Annotated in this window: 12 protein-coding genes; 8 read left to right on the top strand and 4 right to left on the bottom strand. The window is 64.4% G+C overall.

The genetic code is table 11. From position 1 onward, the window contains the following. Positions 1-247 precede the first annotated feature (247 nt). Genes QCE63_RS25795 through QCE63_RS25785 form a run of 3 tightly spaced genes read left to right on the top strand, consistent with a single transcriptional unit; the run spans position 248 to position 6447 of the window. Entirely contained in the window at positions 248-2470 is a 2223-nt protein-coding gene (locus tag QCE63_RS25795; protein WP_404990177.1) for a hypothetical protein, read from the top strand. An 18-nt stretch (positions 2471-2488) separates the two neighbouring features. Then, positions 2489-3988, top strand: coding sequence for a flippase (locus tag QCE63_RS25790; protein WP_309837032.1), 1500 nt, complete (start codon positions 2489-2491; stop codon positions 3986-3988). Further along, positions 3985-6447, top strand: a complete 2463-nt coding sequence (locus QCE63_RS25785) for a glycosyltransferase family 4 protein (RefSeq protein WP_309837029.1) — start codon at positions 3985-3987, stop codon at positions 6445-6447. Before QCE63_RS25790 ends, QCE63_RS25785 begins: the two co-directional genes overlap by 4 nt. Before the next feature lies 1 nt (position 6448). Here QCE63_RS25785 and QCE63_RS25780 read toward each other — a convergent pair whose 3' ends face one another. Further along, on the bottom strand, positions 6449-7588 hold the full coding sequence (locus QCE63_RS25780) for an acyltransferase (RefSeq protein WP_309837027.1): 1140 nt from the start codon (positions 7586-7588) through the stop codon (positions 6449-6451). 55 nt (positions 7589-7643) lie between these two features. Between QCE63_RS25780 and QCE63_RS25775 the strand changes: the two genes are divergently transcribed. The 3 genes from QCE63_RS25775 to QCE63_RS25765 all read left to right on the top strand — a co-directional run bounded on the left by QCE63_RS25775 (position 7644) and on the right by QCE63_RS25765 (position 10029). Beyond that, entirely contained in the window at positions 7644-7892 is a 249-nt protein-coding gene (locus QCE63_RS25775; protein WP_309837368.1) for a hypothetical protein, read from the top strand. A 79-nt stretch (positions 7893-7971) separates the two neighbouring features. Then, positions 7972-8895, top strand: coding sequence for a UTP--glucose-1-phosphate uridylyltransferase GalU (galU, locus tag QCE63_RS25770; RefSeq protein ID WP_309837025.1), 924 nt, complete (start codon positions 7972-7974; stop codon positions 8893-8895). A 72-nt stretch (positions 8896-8967) separates the two neighbouring features. Then, positions 8968-10029, top strand: coding sequence for a phytoene/squalene synthase family protein (locus QCE63_RS25765; RefSeq protein WP_309837023.1), 1062 nt, complete (start codon positions 8968-8970; stop codon positions 10027-10029). Here QCE63_RS25765 and QCE63_RS25760 read toward each other — a convergent pair. Continuing rightward, positions 10007-10858: a LysR family transcriptional regulator gene (locus tag QCE63_RS25760; protein ID WP_309837022.1), complete on the bottom strand. Its 852-nt coding sequence runs from the start codon at positions 10856-10858 to the stop codon at positions 10007-10009. The genes QCE63_RS25765 and QCE63_RS25760 overlap by 23 nt on opposite strands. A gap of 102 nt (positions 10859-10960) precedes the next feature. On the opposite strand from QCE63_RS25760, the gene QCE63_RS25755 reads away from it, so the two are divergent. Further along, positions 10961-11836, top strand: a complete 876-nt coding sequence (locus QCE63_RS25755; RefSeq protein ID WP_309837020.1) for an alpha/beta hydrolase — start codon at positions 10961-10963, stop codon at positions 11834-11836. A 76-nt stretch (positions 11837-11912) separates the two neighbouring features. Next, the gene (locus tag QCE63_RS25750; RefSeq protein ID WP_309837018.1) at positions 11913-13001 is read left to right on the top strand and encodes a catalase family protein; all 1089 of its coding nucleotides are present in this window, start codon (positions 11913-11915) and stop codon (positions 12999-13001) included. Between the two features lie 34 nt (positions 13002-13035). Here QCE63_RS25750 and QCE63_RS25745 read toward each other — a convergent pair whose 3' ends face one another. Next, entirely contained in the window at positions 13036-13470 is a 435-nt protein-coding gene (locus tag QCE63_RS25745) for a response regulator (RefSeq protein WP_309837016.1), read from the bottom strand. 83 nt (positions 13471-13553) lie between these two features. Beyond that, a complete protein-coding gene (locus QCE63_RS25740; RefSeq protein ID WP_309837014.1) occupies positions 13554-14726 on the bottom strand; it encodes a GAF domain-containing sensor histidine kinase in 1173 nt (390 codons plus the stop codon). Positions 14727-14870: the final 144 nt, after the last annotated feature.

Here is a 14870-nt window from a genome sequence, read left to right as displayed (position 1 = left end):
GTTCCACTCCTGAAGATGTCATGAGCCGATTCTAGGGAAAAGAAATCGAAAAAATATCCGCGCGATTTTCATTTGCGGCATGCGTGTTTTTTAATTGCGCGAGATCTTTTTTTGACGATGGCGATACGCCAGGCGGATTAAAGCGGTCGTCGCCGTGCGGACAATATTTTCGTTTTTTTAGCTTTATTTGGCCTCTAACCTCCAGTCGTCGAAACGGGTCGTCCAGGCCGTGTTCAGGGAGGGAAGATTGCCGCGCATTGTGTCGTCGAAACTGGCTTGCACGGTCCTCTGCATCGCGTCCGCATTGACCGGGTCGCATGCCGGGGCTGCGGCGCCGCGCGTGCTCGATGCCAGAACGTCGTGGATCGGCAATACCTCCGGTTTCGGCGACGGCACCTGGACGCAGATCAATATCACCGCGATCGCCGTTGCGCCCGATGGCCGCGTGTTCACCAATTCGCCGTGGGACGAAAGCGGCGCCGAAGCGAGCGTGTACCGCGACGGCAAGATGCTCGGTTATGCAGGCGGCACGCATGGTTGGGGCGCATCCGGCGGCAACGCGGTGGCGGTGAATGCGCGCAGCGTGTTCGTCGCGGTGGGCGTGGGCAATGAAAAAGGACGGCTCGTCAGGTCAGGCGTGTGGCCGCCTGCGGGGCGGTACTGGATTGGCGTGTCGCGGCGTGACATCGACGACCCGAAGCGTGCCATGCCCTTCGATGGCGCGCCCGATGCGGATCGTGCGCTCGTAAGCGCCAAGGACCCGGCCGCGACGCTCGCCCGCAGTTTCCTGAAGATCGACGACACCACCGACGATGCCGCGCGCGGAGACATTGGCGGGCTTGCGGCGAACGATGCGCTTTTGTATGTGGCCAATACGGCGCGGGATCGCATCGAGCGCTACGACGCGCGCTCCATGCAGCGGAAGTCGCAATGGAACGCGCCGCAGCCGGGGCGCATCGCGCTGGCGCAGGACGGCTCGCTGTGGGGCATCGTCGAGAGTCTCGGCGCGCATCCGCGCATCGCGCATTTCAGTGCGTCGGGCGCGTTGCTGACCGACGCGCCGCGTATGGCCGAAGAGACTGTCGCCGTCGATATCGCGCTCGACCTTCAAGGTCGTCTGCTTGTCGCCGATAACGGTCCACGTCAGCAAGTGCTGTTCTTCGCGAAGCAGGGCGGGACGTATCGCGAAACGGGCGCGCTGGGCGAACGCGGCGGCATCTTTTCGGGCGTGCCGGGCAAGCCGGGACCGCTGCGCTTCAATGGCCTGACAGGCGTGGGTGTGGACGCTTCGGGCAACGTCTATGTGTCGGGCAACGGCATCGGTACGCGCGACGGCAGCATCGGCGCGGGTCTTGGCGCAACGCTCGAGAGCTATTCCCCGGCCGGCGCCTTGCGCTGGCAGATGCAGGGTCTGCTGTTCGTCGATGGCGCGTGGATCGATCCCGCCCGGCCCGACAGCGTGTACACGGGCAACAAGCGCTTCGAGCTGGATCTGTCGAAGCCGCCGGGGCAGGAATGGCGCTACGCGGGCTTTCTGTCAGGCCGTTTCAAGTATCCCGACGACCCGGTGTTTCACGTCGATCAATGGCCGGGCCTGCCGATCGCACGCCGCCTCGCAGGCCGCACCTTCCTGTACCTGACGGACATGGTCGCGGATCACCTGAAGATCTATCGCTTCGACGCGACGCACGACGGCGAACTGGCGATTCCTTCGGGCTTCATCGCCGGGCGGCCGCGTCCGGTGCAGAACGTGCCGAACCGGCCGGAAGGCGGCGAATGGATCTGGCGGGATCTCGACGGCGATGGCCGCTTCGAAGCCGGCGAATTCCAGCGCAATCCGGGCGCCGCGCGCATCACGGGCGGTTGGGGCTGGTGGGTCGATGCGAAGGGCGATATCTGGCGCACCAGCGACGTGAAGGGCATTCACCGCATCCGCTTCGGCGGCCTCGATGCGCACGGCAATCCCATCTACGACTACGCGCGCATGCAGACCTATCCGGTGCCCGCGCCGTTCACGGAGCTGCGCCGCGCGGTGTACGACGCGGCCACGGACACGATGTACATCACGGGCTACACGGCCGACGCGCCCTACGACCGCCGTTACTGGAAGGAAGTGGGCCGACGTCTGGTGCGCTACGACAACTGGTCGAACGGCGCGCGCCTGCGCTATGCGATCGACTTGCCGTGGGACACGCAGGCAAAGCCGCTGGCGACCGTGATCGGCGCGACGGTCGAAGGGCAATACGTGTTCGCGGTGGAGCCGGTGGGCGAGGTGCATGTGTACGACAAGGACTCGGGCAAGGAGGTCGGCGTGATCCGGCCGGGGCCGGAAGTCGGCCGGGCGTCCGGCTGGGTGGACGTGCCCAACGGCATCAGCGCGCACCGGCGCGGCAACGGCGAGTACCTCGTGTTCGTCGAAGAGGACGCACGCGGCAAGGTGACGATGTACCGCTGGACCCCGTCAAGCTGAACGCGCGAGGAACGACGAATGGAAAGAAGCATGATGCGGAACGTGGGAATCAACTTCATCGGGTTGATCCTGCCCACCTTTGTATCGCTCGCGACGGTGCCGGCGTATATCCGGCTCGTCGGCGTCGAGCGTTATGGCGTAATCAGTCTCGTATGGACGCTGATCGGCTATTTCAGCATTCTCGATCTTGGCATGAGCATGGCCGCGCAACATCAGATCGCGAAGGCGCAGGCAGCGGGCGACGTCGCGCAACGGACGCGCGTGTTCTGGAGCGCCGTATGGCTCAACTTCGCGACGGGCGTACTCGGCGGCCTGGCGATCTACTTGGGCGCTTTCGCTTACACGGCCTATGTCGCGGATTCCGCGCCCGCCCTGCAGCAGGAGGTGTATCGCGCGTTGCCGTGGCTTGCGCTCGCCATACCGCTTGCCAACGTCTCCTGGGTCTTCGCGGGCGCCATCAACGCGATGGAGCGCTTCGGCGTCTATAACGCGAACCAGACCTTCGGCACCTTCCTGTTCCAGTTGTTGCCGCTGGGCGCGGCGTGGTGGATCACGCCGAACCTGCAAACCGTGATCGCGGCCGCGGTGGTCGCGCGCCTGCTGGCGGCGCTGCTGCTCGCCCGCGCGAGTTTCAGGCTGCTCGACATCCGCCGCATCGAATGGCCGACGCGCCAGGTCGCGGGCGGCCTGTTCCGCTTCGGCGGCTGGATGCTCGTGTCGTCGATCACCACGATGCTCACCGACTCGCTCGACCGCGTGCTGCTCGGCGCGCATCTCGGCGCGCGCTTCGTCACGTATTACACGGTGCCGCAAAACCTTGTCACGCGCCTGAACATGCTGCCCAACGCGATGGTGCGCACGCTGTTTCCGCGTCTGTCGGCCATCGATCGAAGCGACGCGAACAGCATGGCCGCGACCTCGCTCACGTTCCTGAACGGCGTGTTCACGCCGCTCGCGCTGTTTGCAATGCTGGTGCTCGAACCGTTCCTGCATCTGTGGATCGGCGCAGACCTCGCGGTCGAAAGCGCGCCGGTGGGGCGCATTCTCGTGATCGCCGTGTGGCTCGTCGGACAGGCGGGCGTGACGCGCATTCTGATTCAGTCGCAAGTCGATCCCGCCAAGGCCGCGCGCGCGGGACTCGCGCAACTGCCGTTCTTCGTCGGCTTGCTCTGGTTCGGCATCGAGCGATACGGGCCGGTGGGCGCGGCGAGTGTAGTCGCGGTGCGCGCGCTCGCGGACTATGCGGTCCTCCTCTGGATGTCGCGGATCCGCGCGCGGCCCATCGCGCTCGACATGCTCGCGCATCTCGCGTTTCTGCTTGCCGCGCTGGCCGTCGCCATGGTCATCGATGCCATGACGCATCCCTTCCAGGCCGTCGCGGCGGCGGCGCTCTTCGCCTTCGTCAACACGGCATGGTCCGTGGCGACGCAGCCTTCGTTGCGCGCGCTGGCGCTGACCCTGGCGCGCAAGTTCATCGGCCGGACCCCTTCACCTCTGAAAGCGAGGCGTGACGCATGAGCACCGAATTCGAAGACGCGTTTATCGGACGCGCAAAGACACGTCACCTCCTGCGCGACGACGGTCTCGCGCCCGCGCCGCGACCGCGCGGCGTGTCCGTTCATCCCGGCATGCCGCGCGTGGCGATCGTGCATGACTGGCTCGTCACTTACGCCGGGGCGGAACGCGTGCTGGAACAGATCATCGCGTGCTTTCCGGATGCGGACATCTTCAGCGTCGTGGACTTTCTCGAAGACCGCTCGTTCCTGCGCGGCAAGCAGGCGGCCACGTCGTTCATCCAGAAGCTGCCGTTCGCCCGGACGCGTTATCGCGCGTATCTGCCGCTGATGCCGCTCGCGATCGAACAGCTGGACCTCTCCGGATACGATCTCGTCATTTCCAGCAGCCATGCCGTGGCTAAAGGCGTGCTGACCGGACCCGATCAGGTGCATGTGAGCTACGTGCATTCGCCGATCCGCTATGCGTGGGACCTGCAACACCAATACCTCAAGCAATCCAATCTGACCGCGGGCGCGAAGTCGCTGTTCGCGCGGCTGATCCTGCATTACATGCGCAACTGGGATATCCGCACGTCGAACTCGGTGAATCACTTCATCGCCAATTCGGACTTCATCGCGCGGCGGATTCACAAGGTGTATCGACGCACCTCGAAGGTCATCTTTCCGCCGGTGGACGTGGCCTCGTTCGAAGTGTGCGAGCAGAAGGAGGATTTCTATCTGACTGCTTCGCGCATGGTGCCGTACAAGAAAATCGATCTCATCGTGGAGGCGTTCGCGCGCATGCCGGAGCGCAAACTGGTCGTGATCGGCGAAGGCCCGGACATGGCGAAGATTCGCGCCAAAGCGACCGCCAATGTGGAGATCATGGGCTACCAGCCGTTCGCGGTGCTGCATGACCAGATGCGCCGCGCGAAGGCCTTCGTGTTTGCAGCCGAAGAGGACTTCGGGATTTCGGTGGTGGAAGCGCAGGCGTGCGGCACGCCGGTTATCGCGTTCGGCAAGGGCGGCGCGCTGGAAACGGTGCTCGACGCCTCGCACGAACGGCCCACGGGGATGTTCTTCAACAGCCAGACGGCGCAGGCGATCATCGACGCCGTCGAAGCCTTCGACAGCGGCGCGCTCACCTTCAGCCCCGCCGATTGCCGCGCAAACGCCGAGCGTTTCTCTAACGGACGCTTCCGTGAGGCGCTGCATGCGCATATCTCGCGTATCGCACCGCAGTTCGTGCTGCCCCCGTTGCCGGTGGAGAAGGAACCCGAACCGCCTGCCATCGACGAGCCGCCGTCCGGCCTGAAGGTGTTGGCCGTCGATCAGAGCGGGGCGTTGGGCGGCGCGGAGTTGTCGATGCTCGAAGTGGTGAAGAACATGCGTGGCGACGTGCAGACCGTCCTGTTCGACGACGGCCCGTTTCGCATCGCGCTGGAGGCAGTCGGCGTGAAAGTGGACGTGCTCGACGGCAAGTCGCTCGACGGCATGCGCAAGGACGGCAAGGCGCGTCCTGGAATGAACATGCTGGGCGGCATGCTGAAGCTGTTGCGCGGCACGCTCGAGCGCTCGCGCAACGCCGACGTGATCTACGTGAACACGCAGCGTGCGATGGTCATCGGCGCGATTGCGGGGCTGATCTCGCGAAGGCCGGTGGTCTGGCATCTGCGCGACATCGTCAACGAGGAACACTTCGGCCGCACGCAACTAGCGGTCATCAAGTGGTGCACCAAGCTGATGCTGGAGCATGTGATCGCCAATTCGACCGCTTCGGCCGCCGCGGTCACGGCGCTGACGCGGCTGCGCGAGGAACGGCTCGATGTCGTGTTCAACGGCATCTCGGCCGAGCCGTTCAATGATATCGAAGCCGTCGCGCAACACGAACTGCGTGCGCGTTTCGGCTTGCCGCGCGATGCCTTCCTGGTCGGCTGCTTCAGCCGGCTCGCGCGCTGGAAGGGCCAGCACGTGCTGCTCGAAGCGCTGCGCGAGTCGCCGGACATGCATGCGGTGCTGGTCGGCGCGGCCTTGTTCGGCGAAGACGCCTACGAAGCCGAACTGCGCGCCTATGTCGATGAGCATGGCCTGCAGGACCGCGTGCACTTCCTGGGCTTTCAGGACGACATCGCCGCCTGCATGAAAGCGGTGGATGTGGTCACGCATACCTCGATCATGGCGGAGCCGTTCGGGCGCGTGATCATCGAAGGGATGCTGTCGAAGCGGCCCGTCGTGGCGACGCGGGCGGGCGGCGTGATGGATATCGTCGAAGACGGCGAGAACGGTATCCTCTGCTCACCCGGCGACGCCGCCGAACTCGCGCGCATTCTCGACCGCCTGAGAAAGAACCAGCCGTTGCGCGAACGTCTCGTCGAACAGGGATATGAGAACGCGACGCGACGCTTCGGTACGGAGCGCTATGTCGAGAGCGTGGAGAAGATTCTCGTCGATGTGGCGGAGCGCTCGCGCAAACGCGGTTGAGTCAGCGCTTGCGGCGCGTGCGCCGCAGCGCGGCTGACCATGCCATCGCCGGCTTCTCGACGGCGGCATGGAAGACCAGGGCCACGCACACCGCAACCGCAGTGAAACCGAACGAAGCCCAGATGTCGGTCTGTAGCGCGGACCTGAACAGTACCGATCCCAGCAGCACGAAAATGGGCAGATGCACGACATACAGCGAGAAGCTGTACGTGCCCAGCCAGGACAGGCAGCGCACGACGGGCGACGCGCGCATCGGCGTGTCGAGCGCACCGTGCAGGTAGATGGCGAAAGCGAATGCCCACAACTGGAACGCCGCATATTGCGCGAGGCTGAACGCGCCGCATCCGGCCAGCGCGAGCACGCCGGCCAGCAGTCCCATGCGTGGCCGCGCTTCGATCCCCCGCGCTTTCGCTTCCGCGATCCACGCACCGAGCATCCACGCGAACCAGTAAGACGTGAACACGACGATGCCGCGCGGCTCGAACACCAGCGCTGACACGACATTCACGACGCCCACACCCGCCATCACGCCGCGCATGCCGATGCGCCGCCGCAGCGCGATCAGCAACGGATACACGAGATAGAACTGCACTTCGACCGACAGCGTCCACAGCGCGCCGTTCGAGCCGAAAGTCTTCCCCGCAATGCCCTGCAACGAAAACAGGTTGACGAGGAACGCGCGCAGATCGAAGGGATTGATCTTGTGGCTGACGGGCAGGAACGTGCTGCTCAAGGAATCGAGCGCGAGCGTCAGCAGCAGCGCGGCAATCAGCACGGGATAGATGCGGACGAAGCGGCGCAGCAGGAAGTTGCGGCTATCGAAGGAGGCGAGCGGGTCGGCAATCAGTTTGCGGGCCATCGCGCGATGGATGCAATAACCGCTGATGACGAAGAACACCGGCACGCCCGCCGAGCCCCAGGCAATCGGCAAGGTCAGGTAGCTGATGAGCGCGTTGGCGTCGAAGCCATGCAGGGTGCGATGAAACTGCTGCATGCCGACCCACGTGACCTGCCGGCAATGAAAGTACGCGACGAGCAGCGCGGCCGCGCCACGCCATGCGTCGATCGCGACATCCTGGCGGTCGGACAGGAGGCCTTCATGACGCGCGGCGGCGGGCGCGAAAAGGGGAGAGTCGCTCATGGAGTGAAGGATCGCGCGAGAAAGAATGCGTCGATCTTAGGGCAGCAGAAATGGCATGAATAACGAAATAACTCGCGACACTGGCGCCCATTTTTTATCGATTTTTTTCTGTTACGGTCGATGCCTGTCTAACGTCGAATGGATGCGGATCATGGATATGCATGCGATTGCCGGCGTGGCGGTGCTGCTCGTGCTGGTGGCCGCCTCGGCCTATCGGGACGCACTGCGCAACGACCCCCTGAGCCCGTTGCGCAAGCGCGGCTCGAATCGCGTCCCGGCGCCTCAGATGGACGAGGCGGAATAAGCGACGCCCGAGCGCCAAGCAACGGACCGGCGGGTTCGGGGCCATCTCAATCACGAGTTTCGATCTGGAGGAAAGACTCATGCTCAAGGTGACCAAGGCCGTATTTCCTGTCGCGGGTCTCGGCACGCGTTTCTTGCCGGCGACCAAGGCCAGTCCCAAGGAAATGCTGCCGGTGGTCGACAAGCCTCTGATTCAATACGCGGTGGAAGAGGCCGTCGCCGCAGGGATCACGGAGATGATTTTCGTCACCGGCCGCGGCAAGCGCGCCATCGAGGATCACTTCGACAAGTCCTATGAACTCGAAGCCGAACTCGAGGCGCGCAACAAGGCGGCCCTGCTCGACGCCGTGCGCAGCATCAAGCCCGCGAATGTCGATTGCTTCTACGTGCGCCAGCCGTCCGCGCTCGGTCTCGGTCATGCGGTGCTGTGCGCGGAACGGCTCGTCGGCGAACAGCCCTTCGCCGTGATGCTCGCCGACGATCTGTTGCATGCGCCGCAGCCCGTGATGAAGCAGCTCGTCGACGTCTTCGATCACTATCACAGCTCGGTGATCGGCGTGGAACGCATTGCGCGCGAGGACAGCGCTTCGTATGGCGTGATCGAAGGGCGCGAATGGGAAGAGGATGTCATCAAGATGTCGGGCATCGTCGAGAAGCCGCAGCCCGCGCTCGCGCCGTCGAATCTCGGCGTGGTCGGACGCTATGTGCTGATGCCCAGCATCTTCCGGCATCTGCGCGAGACACGGCCCAATGCCGGCGGCGAGATTCAGCTGACCGACGCCATCGGCGCGCTGCTCGGCGAGGAACAGGTGCTCGCGTATCGCTATTTCGGCACGCGTTTCGACTGCGGCAGCAAGCTCGGCTATCTCAAGGCAACGATCCAGTTCGCGTTGCAGCATCCCGAGGTGCGCAAGGACTTCGAACAGTACCTGCGCGCGGAAGTGTGGGCGTTGATGCCGGAACTGATCGGCGAGGAACGAAGCGAGGAGCCCGTGTCCACGTGAGGTGACGGGCGCGCCTGCTCGTGATCCCCCGTGGACGGATACAATGCGGCGGGCTTCTCCCTCCGTTACCTCATGAACCGTTCATCACGGACCGTCTTGCTGGGTCCGCTACTCAAGAGCGTGTCGCGCTCGTTCTACCTGACGCTGCGCATCCTGCCCGCCGGCATGCGCGATCCCATCGGGCTCGCGTATCTGCTGGCGCGCGCGGCGGACACCATCGCCGATACCTCGCTGATCCCGCCGCAACGCCGCCTCGAACTCCTGCTGTCGTTGCGCGCGCAGGTGAACGGCGCCCCTGATGACGGCGCGCTCGCGCGGATTGCCGGCGAAGTGGCGCAGCAGCAGGCGCAGCCGGACGAGCGCGCATTGCTCGAAGCGCTTGGCGCTGCGCTCGCCATCTTGCCGCAACTGGATGCGCGGGACGGCGCGGCGGTGCGCGACATCGTGACGACGCTCAGCACCGGCATGGAATTCGACCTGCGCACGTTTCCCGACGAGACGTCCGGGCAGATCGCCGCGTTGCAGGAGTTCGACGAACTGGATCGCTATACGTATCTGGTGGCGGGGTGCGTCGGCGAATTCTGGACGCGCATGACGGCGGCGCACCAGCCGGGCACGCTCAAGGCGCCGCTCGAAACGATGCGGGCGCTCGGCGTGCGCTTTGGCAAGGCCTTGCAGATGACCAACGTGCTGCGCGATTGCGCGCGCGACCTGCGCATCGGACGCTGCTATCTGCCTGAAACGATGCTCGCGCGTCATGGCCTCACGCCGCATGATCTGCTGGACCCGCAGGCGTCGATTCGCGCGCGGCCCGTGCTGTTCGAGCTGTTGCGCACTTCGCTGGCGTGGTATCAGGACGCCGTCGATTACACGCTGGCCATTCCAGCGGGCGCCGTGCGTTTGCGCCTGGCCTGCCTGTGGCCGATCATGATCGGGCTCGACACGCTGGTGCTGCTCGCAGACAACGACGCGTGGCTCGATCCCGCGCACATCTCGAAGGTGCGCCGCAACGAGGTCTATCGCATCATCGCGGCTTCGCTGCCGATGGTGGTATCGGACGGCGCGCTGCGCAGCTGGAGCACGAAGCGCATGCAAGCGATAGAAGCGCGGATCAGCGCCGCAGGTCGGCCATGATGCGCTCGGCGAGAAAGTCGCACGGCGGGCGTCTCGACGCCGCGCTTCTCGCCAGCACCACTTCCAGCGTGCCAATATCCGGCAAACCTTGCGGCGGCCCGAGCAGCGTGAAATGGGCGGGCACGGCGCACTTCGCGAGCGGCGTCACGGCGAGGCCGGCTTCGGCCATCGTCAGCAGGCCGAGCAGGCTCGGGCTCTCATACGACGTGCGATAGGCGATGCGTGCGTGCTCCAGGCTGCGGATCGCGTTCTCCCGCGCGACGCTGCCCGGCAGGAACACCGCGATGGGCAGCGGCCGCTCCTTCCAGATATCCGTGGCGCCGGGCGCGGCGGCCCATACCATCGGCTCGTGACGCACGAAGTCGCCCGACAGCCCCTTGACCCGCGTCGCGCAGACGAGATCCACGGAACCGTCCTTCACCATTGGCGCGAGCGCGACGCTCGGCAGGCCGACCACCTGGATCTCGACCTTCGGATAGGTCGCGGAAAACTTCTTCAGAATGGGCGGGAACAGCGACGACGCGTAATCGTCCGGCACGCCGATGACCACGCGCCCCGTCACGTCCGGCCGTACGACTGCTGCCCACGCTTCGTCGCGCAGCGCGATCATGCGGCGCGCGTAGGTGAGCAGCACCTCGCCGTCCTGCGTGGGCACGACGCTGCGCGGCTTGCGGACAAACAGCGGCTTGCCGAGCGCGGTTTCCAGCGTCTTGATCTGCATGCTCACCGCCGATTGCGAGCGATGCACGAGTTCCGCCGCGCGGCTGATGTTGCCGGTATCCGCGACGGCGACGATCATCGCAAGAACATCCAGATCGAGTGCTTTCATGGTCAGTCGGGCGTGGTATCAGAAAATCTGAGCGATTCTATCAAGATTATGCATTTTTCTTTTACCAGGGCGGAGCGCATCATGCAGTCAAGGAGCCCATCCATGAACGCCCGTACCGATCTTTCCGTCCTCACCGCCGTGCAAGGCCTGCCTGAACCGTCGTTTGCCACGACCGTGTCCGGGATTTCCGTGCCGTATATCGAGTGCGGGGAAGGCGAGCCGATGGTGCTCATCCACGGGTCGCTGTGCGACTACCGCTACTGGGAGGCGCAAGTCCTGCCGCTCGCGAAGCAGTTTCGCGTGATCGTGCCGAGCCTGTCGCATTACTGGCCGGCCGTCGATGCCTTCGTGCAAGGCGAGTTCGGCTGGGAAGCGCACGTCGCGGAAATGGCGGCGTTCATCGAGACGCTGGAAATTGCGCCTGTCCATCTCGTCGGGCATTCGCGCGGCGGCGCGATTGCGTTTCATCTGGCGCGCGCGTATCCGCGCCTCGTGAAGACGCTCACGCTGGCCGATCCGGGGGGCCCGCTGGAACTGGAAACGAAGTCGCATACCGCACCGGCCGCGCTGCCGCCCGCCACGAATGCGCTGCGCGCGCGCGTGGCCGAGTTGATCGAACAGGGCGAATTCGACCGCGGCCTGGAGCTGTTCGTCGATTCGGTGAGCATGCCGGGCTTCTGGAAGAAGAGCACGGAGAGCTTCCGCCGCATGGCGCTCGACAATGCGCTGACGCTGCCGAAGCAATTCCGCGATCCGCTGCCCGCCTACACGCGGGATCTGGCGCGCGACATCAAATGCCGCACGCTGCTGATCGACGGCGAGAAGAGCCCGCGCATGTTCCGCAACAACGTCGAGAAGCTGACGGAGTGGATTGGGTTCGCCGAGCGTCAGACGATCGCGCGGGCGTCGCATGGGATGAATGTCGCCAGTCCCGGCGCGTTCAACCGCGCGGTGCTGGCGTTTGCCGGAGCGTGGTGAACAGCGCCTGACCTGTCGACGCGGCGGCACGTCCGTTGCTGGGTGTTGTTCAAAACACCCACACACCGGAGCTGCCATGCCCATCCCCGCGCTGCCGTTCGATCCCGCGTTCGAACAGATTCCCGACGACGAAGCCGAGACCACGAGGGAACTCGCGGAAACCATGCGCGGCATCACCGGGAAGACCTATGCCGACTCGGGACATGCGATCCGCAGCGTACACGCGAAAAGCCACGGTCTTCTGATCGGTGAGATGCAGGTCAGTGCCGGTCTGCCGCCTGAACTCGCGCAAGGCATCTTCGCGCGGCCTGCAAGCTTTCCCGTGGTGCTGCGCTTGTCGACGAATCCGGGCGACCTGCTCGACGACAACGTTTCGACCCCACGTGGACTTGCGGTGAAGATCATCGGCGTCGAGGGCGAGCGTTTGCCGGGCAGTGAAGGCGATCGCACGCAGGATCTGGTGATGATCAACGCGCCGGCCTTCACCGCCGCGACGCCGAAGAAGTTCCTCTCGAATCTCAAGCTGCTCGCCAAGACCACCGACAAGATGCCCGGCGGCAAGAAGGCGCTCTCGGCGATGTTGCGCGGCACGGAAGCGCTGATCGAGAAGCTGGGCGGCGAAAGCGGCATGCTCAAGAGCCTCGGCGGTCATCCCGAGACGCACATCCTGGGCGAGACGTTTTATACGGCCGTGCCGCTCCTTCATGGCCGGTACTTTGGCAAGGTGAGCGTCGCGCCCGTCTCGCCGGAACTGACGGCGCTGACGGACGCTCCCGTCGATCTGAAGGACCGTCCGGATGGCCTGCGCGAATCCGTCAGCGATTTCTTCGCGGCGAACGGCGCCGAATGGGAAGTGCGCGTGCAACTGGCAACCGACATCGAGACGATGCCTGTCGAAGATGCGTCGGTGCAATGGCCGGAAGACGAAAGCCCGTATGTGGCCGTGGCGCGCATTCGCGTGGCGCCGCAGAGCACGTGGAACCCGCAGCGCGAGCGCGGCATCGACGACGGCATGGCCTTCAGTCCGTGGCATGGCGTGGCGGCGCATCGGCCGCTGGGCGGCGTGATGCGTGCGCGGCGGATGTCTTACGAGGTGTCGTCGGGCTTTCGCGGCGAGCGCAACGGCTGTCCAATGCACGAGCCGCGCGAACGCGTCGATCTGTAGCTTCCCATCTTTGCGGCGTTACGATCTGGTGCGCCTAAGCGTCCGGAACGAAATGCCGCAACAACGGCGCAAGGATGGCCGAGTCCGTAGGTTTGGCGCAGAACGCGTCGAATCCCGCTTGCTTCGCGCGTTCGAGGTCGGACGCCGATGACGCCGCCGAATGCGCGATCAGCACAGTATCCGACGTGCTCGCGTCGGCCCGCAGATGCGCGGCGACTTCCAGTCCCGACATATCCGGCATCCAGATGTCCAGCAGGACGATCTGCGGGTGCCATTGACCAATCGTGTCGATCGCGCGGCGTCCGCTGTAGACGGCATTCGAATCGAAACCGCCGATGGCCAGCACCATGCTGATCGCGTCCGCGGTATCCATGAAGTCATCTACAACGAGCACGCGCGGGGCTTCGAGCGCACTTTTTGTACGGCGCGTCCAGATGACGCATTGGGCTTTTGCGGCTGGGCCGTTCATGCTGAGTGGCGTCCTCATCGTGCTGTCGAGCTGGAGAATCAATTCATCATGCGTGAGCGCATGGTTCGGACCTGATCCATTCATCATGCGACCAGCGGAATGCGCGCGGTGAACCACGTCCCGTCCGCCTGCGATGAGCACGCCTCGATTGTTCCCATGTGAGCGTTGACGACCTGCTGACAGATATACAGTCCGAGGCCCAGGCCTTCGCTGGGCGTCTTGTTCGCCGCGCGCCAATACGGCTCGAATACCTTGGCGAGTGACTCCTCCGCGATGGAATCGCCTTGATTCGCCACCTTGATGACCAGATGGGACGCATCGGTGACGGCCGACACGCGAACGGGCTCGTCAGCGCTTCCGTGGGTTACGGCGTTGGCAAGCAGATTCGCGAGCAATTGCTGCAAGCGCGTCGGGTCGCAATCGACAGGACGCTCGATAGCCAAGGTCGCGAAGATCTTCCGGTCTTCGTTCGCCTGCGTGATCTCGTTGACCACCGTTTGCAGGTAAGGGCCGAGATTCTGCACCCGTTCGATACGCGCGGGAATACCGTTGCCCAGCCGGCCGCGTGCGAAATCCATGATGTCGTCGATGAGCTTCGACATGCGGGACGCGCTGGACCTCAGGCGTTTTGCCACCAGGGTCATGTCGGGCGACTCCGCTTTCAATTGCAGATACTCGGCGCTCGCGCTGATCGCCGCCAGCGGACTGCGCAAATCATGGCCAAGCACCGCGATGAATTGCTCGCGAAGCTTCGAACTCTCACGCTCGCTCGACAGCAGGTTCTCGGTGGACCACTGGCGCTTGTCGCTGTCGAGTTGCAACGCAATGAGATTGGCGAAGACTTCGAACATGCGCACCACGCGCGGATCGGACACGTGCATGGGACGGCTGTCGATTGCACAGAGATTGCCGAAGTACTCGCCGTCCGGCAGCACGATCGGCACGGAGATATAGCTTCGCAGCTTGTAAATGGTCGGCGTGTGATGTCCGCAATAGCGCGTATCCGTGTCGAAATCATCGACGATGATCGGGACTCGCTCCTCGCGCGACTCGTGACACAACGTGGTGTGGAGGTCGAGCTGGCCGCCGGGCTGGAGCCCGAAGCTGATGTTGTCTCTCACCGCGCAAGCGGTCCAGGTCAGCTCGCTGACGCGCGCAACAGCGGCGAATCCCATGCCGGATTCATTGCAGATCATTTCGAGCATCGAAGGCACTGCATTGATGCGGGCGACCGCGCCCAGATCCCGCAGGATCAATTCTCTCGACTCGTGTTCCATTCGCTTGATGGTTGCTATAGGTAAGGCTCGCAAGACCGCAGCGAACTGATGGATGCCCGGATGATGCCGCTCCGGCTGCCGCAATTGTAAGCAATACAACATGCCAGCAGCAGAAACAGTGTT

Origin of the sequence: Caballeronia sp. LZ065 (assembly GCF_031450975.1) — a bacterium.
Classification (GTDB): domain Bacteria; phylum Pseudomonadota; class Gammaproteobacteria; order Burkholderiales; family Burkholderiaceae; genus Caballeronia.
Note: the sequence above shows the minus strand (reverse complement) of the source record. Positions and strands in the feature narration are given on the sequence as shown.